The organism is Synergistaceae bacterium, from assembly GCA_012521675.1.
Taxonomy (GTDB): Bacteria; Synergistota; Synergistia; order Synergistales; family Aminobacteriaceae; genus JAAYLU01.
Genome location: JAAYLU010000085.1, coordinates 1 through 8,206, shown reverse-complemented (window position 1 = coordinate 8,206; position 8,206 = coordinate 1). Strand labels below are relative to the sequence as shown.

Annotated in this window: 7 protein-coding genes; all 7 read right to left on the bottom strand. The window is 59.8% G+C overall.

The genetic code is table 11. The annotated features are described in order from the left end of the window. Nucleotides 1–915, bottom strand: a 915-nt coding sequence (locus GX181_08155) for a helix-turn-helix transcriptional regulator (protein NLM71913.1), incomplete at its 3' end; no start/stop codon positions are given. Nucleotides 916–918: 3 nt separating this feature from the next. Next, nucleotides 919–2,103: a hypothetical protein gene (locus tag GX181_08150; protein NLM71912.1), complete on the bottom strand. Its 1,185-nt coding sequence runs from the start codon at nt 2,101–2,103 to the stop codon at nt 919–921. Between the two features lie 59 nt (nt 2,104–2,162). Further along, nucleotides 2,163–3,833 carry a hypothetical protein gene (locus GX181_08145; GenBank protein ID NLM71911.1) on the bottom strand — a complete coding sequence of 557 codons (1,671 nt, stop codon included), beginning with the start codon at nt 3,831–3,833 and terminating at the stop codon, nt 2,163–2,165. Between the two features lie 42 nt (nt 3,834–3,875). After that, nucleotides 3,876–4,790 carry a hypothetical protein gene (locus GX181_08140; protein NLM71910.1) on the bottom strand — a complete coding sequence of 305 codons (915 nt, stop codon included), beginning with the start codon at nt 4,788–4,790 and terminating at the stop codon, nt 3,876–3,878. A gap of 189 nt (nt 4,791–4,979) precedes the next feature. Then, nucleotides 4,980–7,427 carry a hypothetical protein gene (locus GX181_08135; GenBank protein NLM71909.1) on the bottom strand — a complete coding sequence of 816 codons (2,448 nt, stop codon included), beginning with the start codon at nt 7,425–7,427 and terminating at the stop codon, nt 4,980–4,982. 170 nt (nt 7,428–7,597) lie between these two features. Beyond that, nucleotides 7,598–7,966, bottom strand: coding sequence for a hypothetical protein (locus GX181_08130; GenBank protein NLM71908.1), 369 nt, complete (start codon nt 7,964–7,966; stop codon nt 7,598–7,600). Nucleotides 7,967–8,011: 45 nt separating this feature from the next. After that, a partial coding sequence (locus tag GX181_08125; protein ID NLM71907.1) for a hypothetical protein occupies nt 8,012–8,206 on the bottom strand: 195 nt, incomplete at its 5' end.

The following is an 8,206-nucleotide window of genomic DNA, read 5'->3' as shown; positions in this document are numbered from 1 at the left end:
TTCGAGGTAGCCGCCTAAAACTGCGTGAATTGAGAAGACGCCCTTGTCCGACACATACTGAATGAAAAATCCGTCGCTTATCAGCCTCTGAAGCCCTTCGTGAAGCTCGGGCTCACCGCTTATGAGGGTCGCCTGGTCGATTGTGAAGGATTCGAGCAGCGTCAGAGACGCAAGCAGATCTCTCTCCGATTCGTCGAGTCTGTTCCACACGGCGGTCGAGACCAGCGAGTCCATGTCGCGCACATCCGCCAGAGCGCCGGTCTCCTTGTGGACGGAGGCTTGAAGCAGGATAGCCGATACCCAGCCCTCCGTAACGCTCTGCACCCTGTCGAGTTCGCGCTCGGACATCCTGGCTCCCTTAAGGCGACAGAGACGGGCCGTGCTCTCCCTGTCGAAGAAGAAATCCCTCGTGCCCAGCCTCAGGATATCGGCGTGATCGGTAAACTCGGGTGACGGCAGCGGCTGAGTGATGAATATCATGTGCAGGTTCTCCGTGGAAGCATCGGCGAATGCGAGGGGCAGTCGGCCCGACAGTTCGTTGTCGAAGAGCTGAAAGTTGTCCACCACAAGGTAGGTCTCTCCCTCGCAGCGGCAGTTTTTCACGACCTCGGACAGCCTGGCGATGTCGTCGAAGGAGTGCGGATAGCAGCTTCTAAGTTCCGCCGCCGTCTCCAGGTCTACCCCGTCGAACAGGCGGCAGATCCTCTCCCAGGCCTTTCGAGGCTGTTCTCCAAAACAGGTGTACCAGCTTTGGCGGGCGTCGCCGCCGGTTCTCCGCAGGAATTCCCTGACCGCGGTGGTCTTGCCGAAACCAGAGGGGGCCTCCACTACTGTGACCGGATGGCAAGACGCACCGGCCAGTCTGTTCATCAGCTTTTCAGAAAAATAGCAGTGTTCGCGGAGGCCCTGTCTCATGATCTAACCCGCTGCGGGGACGGGAACGCGGATTTCGCGTTCCCTCACCATTTCCATGTCCTTCCAATCCTTGGGCGACTTCACGTAGCTCTCGGTTATCACTATCTCATCGCCGTCCACCCCGGAGAGAACGTAGTTGGCCTTGTCACCTGCCTCCTTCAGTATTATCTCCTCCTCCAGCGCCGAGTCGTACAGCACCACGGAGAACTTGAAGCCGTAGGAGCGACCCGGGTAAGTCCCGTTTTCACGTATTGCGTCTATCCTGGTGTAGACAAGCCTCATTCCGTCCTCCAGCCACTCGGCGCTTTCGCTGAGGCATCCGAACTTGGCGGTCTTCTCCATCCCCTCGCCGTATATCTCAAGGAACAGGTCCGGCCTCGTGCCGCCGCGGATCAATGCCAGCCTGTCCTGAGCCGGGCTCCAGTATATCTGCGGGAACTCGTACTCGCTGTCGAGAGGGATAAAGCTCATGAAGTCGCCGTCCTCGTTGAAGAACCAGATTCCGGTCTCCTCCTCTGCCACCTGCTCCGACATCTCGGGGCCTATGACGACCCAGTGCGAAATTCCGTTGTCGAGCCAGTCCGGTACGTCGTTTATCTCGCACTCCAATGGCTCTCCGCCGAAGAGCAGCTCCCCGTCCTCGATCGTGTAGGCCTCGGTTCGAATGCCCTCCCCTTCATGTTCATACTCCTCGTCGCCTGCCAGTCGCAAACTGTCCTCCATGACCGCGGCGATCCGCGCGAATCGCTTCACCTCCTTGGCGGGGTATACCAGTATGAAGGAGGCCCAGCTCTCCTCGTCGACCCTGCCGAACTCGTGGAAGTAGCGCTCTTTGCCGCTTTTGCCGCCATCGTCGCTGTAGACCAGCCTGTACCAATCATCGTCGCATCCGTTGGCATCGGAGACCAGGTGAGAGACCTCCTCCAGCCTATCGGCAAATATCTCTTCCGCAGTCTGCTCCAATACGTTGTACCCCCCTGACAGGGTCAGCTCGTAGCCGCCGCGCGCGCTCATCCAAACTCCGTCCCCGTTGTCCGACTCCTTGATCTTGCTATAGATGACCGGGTACTGAATGGAATAGCCGAACCTTTCATTCTCGTAGTCGGCCCACTCCTCATCGGCGAACGCCGGGACTCCGGCCGGGAGCGCCGCGAGCAGCAGTGCCAAGGCCAGGATGCACCTCTTCATACGTTCAACAGCTCCTTTTAAATTATTTTGAAGCCTGCGCCGCCCCTTGGCGGGTATCATCAGCGTCCCCTGGCCAGTTTCTTAATCGCCCTGTTCAGGGAACGAGTCAGCTTGTTGCCGACCTCTCTTGTCTCCAGCTTGAGATCGACCCCTCCCTCGGCGTCCACGTGCAGCTTCACGCTCAAAACCTCCTGGGCCGAGTGAATCAGGCTCATCAGGGCCGGGTCCTCCAGCGCATCGATGATATCGTCTGTATCCACGCCGATCTCCTCGAGGCCGGCCATGAAGTCCGGAGTAAGACAGTTGATCAGGGTTGACCAGAGGTACTCCATGTCCAGCTTTGCGAGGAAAAGCGTTCCGGGGCCGCTGTCGCAGACCTCGCCCCATGCTATGTCGGGGTCCGTCTCCAGCTCCTCGTCGTCGATAACTCCGGCCATCAGCACGCCCTTTCTCAGCCCGGCGAATACCGGCATGGGATTCTCCTCCTGGTAATACTCGTTCGGAGTGAAGAAGAGATCCCACCCCTTGCGCTTCACCTGCTCAAGCACAGGGGACAGCCCTATCAGCTTCTCGAAGAGAGGGGCCAGCGCCTTCATGCTCTTCGGATCTCCGGAGACGAACGCATATCCGCCCGGTGCGTACTCCGAACCAATCGCGCCATGTCCGCCTATCACGGCGCCGAAGAAGCGGACTGCGGAGGCAAGCTTGTCCAAGTCGATGCCCTCCGACTTGAGTCCCTCGATAAGCTCCTCCTCGTCATCGTCGTCCGCGTCGACGAGCACCTTGAGGATCTCGAAGGCCATCTCGCCCGTCAGGGGGAGGGCGCCTATCGCGCTGAAGAAGGGCGCGCCGCCTCCGTATTTGAGCCCCGATGCGTCCAGCTCTGGCACATCCAGTCCACCGGCGTCTCCCGTCAATACCTCGAGCAGGTTGTGGCGAAGCGACAGTTCGATCCCGTCCCCAGGGAGCTCAAGGGAGAGCTCGAAAGAAAAAGGTGCATTCGGCTCGAATTGGGCGTCGAACTCCTCGGCAAGAGTCTCGCTTATGATGCCATCCTCGTCGTCGGCGACGAGCAGAAAACTGCCTCCCTCGGTGCGTCTCTCGAACTCAAGGGCGTCTCCGTATGCGAACGCACGGCGCGCCGCATCCACCTGCTCCGGCGACGACCCCACGAGGAGCATAGTGCCGTCCGCCCCCACCTCCGCGGAGGCGAAGAACTCCCAGTCGCCCAATAGCTCGTACAGGATTCCGCCGGTATCCGTCTCGATCATGTAAAGCCCGTCGTCGACCATCTCTGCGGAGAAGGCGAAGTTATCGCGCAGGGACTCGTCGTCGGGCAGTCCGAACAACTCCGCGATCTGCTCGCCGTCCACTTCCTCCTCCTCGACCATGAGGTCGAGTATTTCCAAGGAGCGGTCCGCGCCCTCGAGAAAGGCGACGCCCCCATGCACGCCCTCCGGGTTCCCCGCGAGGGAGATGTAAGAAAGTGGAAGGCCGCCGAGCCACTTCGCGATGCCGTCACCTTCGTCGACGTCGCTGAGAAACATGCCTGAAAACTCCGATTCGCTCAGCCTTCGGGCGGTGCTCCCCACGTCCTGCAGGTGAAACACGAAATAAGGGGCTTCCATTTCCGCTATGGCGTCCAGGTACTCGGCCCGCGCGACGACTGCGGAGCACAAGATTATCACGACCAGGGAAAGGGCAGACATAGTGTTGCGCATAAGTCTCATTATGGAAAAACCTCCATGGAATAGATAGAAAGACGCACCGCGCTAACCCGCGGCGGGCACCGGTACGACTATCTCCTTGGTCTCGACCAAGTTCTCCGGGTCGCTCCACCCTTCGGGGGACTCGACTTTGCTCTCGTAGGCAACTATGTCGCCGTCCTCGTTGAAGTAGAGCAGGGTGTAGTCGCAGGTCTCCGTGGCCGCCTTGAGGAGCGTCTCCTCTTCGGTCGTCACATCGTACATATAAATCGAAGACCATTCGTCGGAGTACCCCTCGGGTGCTCCACGGGTAGTCCCGGGCTCGTACTTCGAGTAGACGAAGCGCGCGAAGTCGGCCCACAGCGGCGGCGTCGCCCCTTTCCTGGTGGAGAAGCGCTGCTCTAGGTCGGCGAGCGTGTAAAGGCTTATGAGAATCTCCTCGGCGGGCGCCTCGATCAGGAACCTATTGCCGTCGGGGCTGAAGTGGATGCAGTTCACGTTGTCTATATCGTCGAGGGGCAGGAAAGAGTATCTTCGGGTGTAATCGGAGTAAAGATGAAGCCCTTTGCGCTCTCCCTTCAAGGCCTCGTCGGAATCCGGGTTGATGAAAAGCCAGTATATCCACCCGATCTCGGTCTCCTGCAGGCCGTTGGGCCTTGGCGCCTCGTCCTCCTTGCCGTCCCTTGTCCAGAACCAATCTCGGTCCCTCGTCAGGAATGTGTTCCCCGAGGTGGAGGGGAGCGGCACCACTATCTCTTCGGTCTCAAGCCCCTTCTCAGGGTCCTTCCAGTCTTCGGGGGACTCGCCCCTGGTCTCGGTGCATACTACATCCCCGTCCTCGTTCACATCCTGCACGACCCCGTCCTTGACCAGAAACTCGTTGCCGGCCACCACAGACGCGGATCCCGCGGAGATCGATAGTGCGGCGCAAAGGGACACTGCCCCAAGCAAGATCCTCGACCACCCTCCCGTTATCCTCATTGAACCATCCTCCTCGTGTTATGCGCTAAGCCGTGGTTTAATCCTCCCTGTGCGGCACATGACGTTCGCGCATTATATCCGGATAACCCCCCCGGCATGGTAGACAATACACCCGTTCGCCGGTGCGTGGAATCACCCGAACGGGTGGTTTTTAGGGTGGTATTCGGCTAAAAGCGATCTTCGGGAGGGTTAAAGCGGGGTCTTTATCAACTCTGCCCGCGTGTGAACGCCAAGTTTTTCGTATATGGCCTTGACGGTGCTTTTGACTGTGTTCTCGGAGATGTCGAGCCTTTTAGCTATCTGTATCATGGTCAGCCCCTGCTTCAGCAGGAGCGCGACTTCGGTCTGCCTGGCGCTCAGGGTCGTGACGGCCGTCTGCTTTCCCAGTATCGAGGCCCTCCCGCTCATCTGTCTTTCGCATAACGCCAGGAGATCCGAGTTTGTGTTTTCGCGGCGGAGCAGGGTGCCGAGTGCGTCCGCCTGTTCCGCGAAAGGCATCAGGACCATGTCGGGCAGGGCCAGGGCGAACGCGCCCTCAAGGTACGCCTCCGCTTCGGCCCGATGCCCTTCTCGGGATGCGGCAGAGGCGAGAAGCACCTGTACGACTACCTGGGGCAGTATGTAGTTCATTCTTCGGGCTACGGACATGAGGTATTCCGCCACGGACCGGAGCTCATCGTGGCGTCCCGCCAACAGCAGCGCCGTTGCGTGGAGGGTGATGGCATAGGGCTGTCCGTCCGCGTACACCGCCCTGCGTATTCCAGCCAAGTCGTGAAGCCACCGGGGGATGCTGTCGAGCCTGCCCAGCAGAATATCCGTGTACGCCAGGCACAGGTCGGCAATGCGCACGATGGACCTCTGGGACGATCTTGACGCTTCGTTCCTGATGCTGTTGCGGGCTTCGCTGTACATCCCTTCGTCTCCGCGCAGCACCGCGATACGCGCCAGCACCAGCCAGGCGCACAGGCTGTTGCCGCTCTGTCCGGCGGTGTGAGCCTCGTACAGCGCCGAGCGGGCCATTATCTCCGAAGTCGTGTCGTCACCGCGGGAGAGGGCCGACTCGGCGCGCATAATATGCTGTCCTCCCGCACCGTGTCCGCCCGCCAATGTCACGTAATAGGGGAGACAGTCGTCCATGACCGACAGGGTTTTATCCAGAGTTCCGCTCTCCCTCCAGTAGAGGAACAGGACGGAGGCGCCGCTCATCGTCCACGGCATGGCGCCGCCGAAGACCTCGGAACGGGGAGGGGCCGAGAGGATTTCCAGGTCTTTGTAGGCAAGCCTGTGATACTCGCTCATGGCTGCGATGTCGTTGAAGCGGGGAAAGGACGAAAGCAGGTTGAACTCTCCTCTCACGCGCAGCATCCCCTTGCCGGAGAGGGCGCCGGGAGCATCGATCAGCCCCCGCAAAAGCCCGGATACTTTCGCGAACGCTTCGCCTCTTCTGTCTCGGAAGAACTGCTGCCCGAACCTGATAAGAGGCATTGGATTCCTCTCAAGAACCTCCCTCGGGCATTCGTCGACGAGGCGCTCGAAGAGGTCGATCACGCTCCGATCCGGGAAGTTGTAGAAGAATTGTGTGGTGAAGGGCATGCCGAGGATCGATTCGTAGTCCTTGGTCTCGAGGAAGAACTTTGTTGCCTGGAAGAGGTCTCCCGTGGACATGGCGGCGCGGCCCGCTCTGCCGTATGTCCCCGTTTGAAATGCCTCGGGCGTCTCTGCAAAGCGATGCCTGATAAATTCCTGAAGAATCCCGTGCATGTGAAAGACACCCTCGGATGAATCGTAGGGTACGAATGCGTTCTTCTTCAGGGTCTCCGAGATATCGGCCTCGCCCGGGGAATCGTCGATCATCATGCCCGCCTGTTCAAGGGTGAACCTGTCGAAGAGGGAGACCCCCATAAGGAGCTTTCTGTCGCGGTTCGTCATCCGGCTCCAAAGGGTCGACTTCATCAGTTCGTCCATATCCGCGTCCGGCGCCACGGCGCCTGTCAGCCTGTAGTGCATCATATGCAGCTTGATCGAGGCGATCCACCCGCCCGATGCCTCGAAAACGGCGTCGAGTTCGGCCGAAGTCGGGCGCAGCCCGGAGAGCCTGAAGAAGCGACCCACGCTCTCCCTGTCGAACAGATAATCGCCGGCGTTAAGCTTGAAGATCCCCGACGCGTGCCACGTGGCATTGCCCGGTATGTTCTGGGTGATGAATACCATCCGCAGCGAATCGCCGCCGTGGAGGGAGAAGGCGCTGACTATCTCAGCGGGTGAATCGCTTTTGAGAAGCTGGTAGTTGTCCACGACCAGAAAAGTCTCGCGGTCGCATCGGCACTCGGCCATGATCGCAGCGACGTCCGAGGCCGCGTCCCGGTCGGGCGTGCCGAGACCTCGCAAGCCCCGGGAGGCGGTCGGATCCACGTTCTCCACAAGGTCGCAAACGCCGGCCCACGAACCAGCCGATGTCTCGCCCAGGCACGTATACCATAAGGAGCGTGAATGAGGACATCCTCGAAGATACTCGCGAAGGGATGTCGTCTTGCCGAAGCCGGATGGCGCTTCGATTACCGTCAGCGGGTGTTCTCTTATGCCGTCAAGCCGAGCCATGAGATGTTCTGGCAGGTAGACGGCATCCGTTCGCGCCATGATCAATTGTCCTCCGATCCGCAGGAGAGCCCTCAAGAGGCGATATGGTGATCCTGTTCGCGATTATACCAGTAATCTCCAGTCAAAGCGCAGAAAACGCCTCGATCGGCAATTAATTGCCAGGCCCCCCGCCTCTAAGCGGCGGAGGCCCCCTGTCTTCTGTCTATCAGCTATTCTTCGAGCAGTTTCCAGACCGCTTTCTCGAGCGAGCGCACCAGCTCTACGTCGGCCTTTCCCGTCTCCAGCCTGATACCCACCCTTCCATCCGAGTCCGCCAGCAGCCTCACCCTTTTGACCTCGCCGATGGTGCGGGCCAGGTCGATCAGGTCGAGCTCTTCAACCAGCTCCAGGATCTCGTCACGGTCGCCTCCGACATCCTCGTAGTTCGATGCGAAGGCAGGTGTTAGGGTTTCTAGCAGGGTGGACCAGAAAGATTCCATGTCCAGCCTCGCCGACAGAAGAGTGCCGGGAGCTTCGTCGTAGTCCCGGGCAGTCTCCGGGTCGGAATCCAATGCCTCTTCGTCGATGATCCCCGCCATGAGCACGTCCTCTTTTAGACCGACGAAGAGCGGGATGGACTCAAACTAGCGGAGCTCTTCGCTTATCGCGTAGAATAGGTCCCACCCCTTGCGCTCCGCCGAATCGAAGACCGATGACAGGTCCAGCAGCAATTCGAACAGAAGGACCAGGGCCTTCATACCCTCGGGTTCCCCCGAGACGAAGATGTACCCGCCGGGCGCATAACCTTTCCCTATCGCGCCACGCCCGCCGATCAGAGC

Coding starts and splice junctions, on each gene's coding strand:
- GX181_08150 (NLM71912.1), bottom strand. CDS start 2,103: ATGAAGAGGTGCATCCTGGCCTTGGCACTGCTGCTCGCGGCGCTCCCG.
- GX181_08145 (NLM71911.1), bottom strand. CDS start 3,833: ATGAGACTTATGCGCAACACTATGTCTGCCCTTTCCCTGGTCGTGATA.
- GX181_08140 (NLM71910.1), bottom strand. CDS start 4,790: ATGAGGATAACGGGAGGGTGGTCGAGGATCTTGCTTGGGGCAGTGTCC.
- GX181_08135 (NLM71909.1), bottom strand. CDS start 7,427: ATGGCGCGAACGGATGCCGTCTACCTGCCAGAACATCTCATGGCTCGG.
- GX181_08130 (NLM71908.1), bottom strand. CDS start 7,966: ATGGCGGGGATCATCGACGAAGAGGCATTGGATTCCGACCCGGAGACT.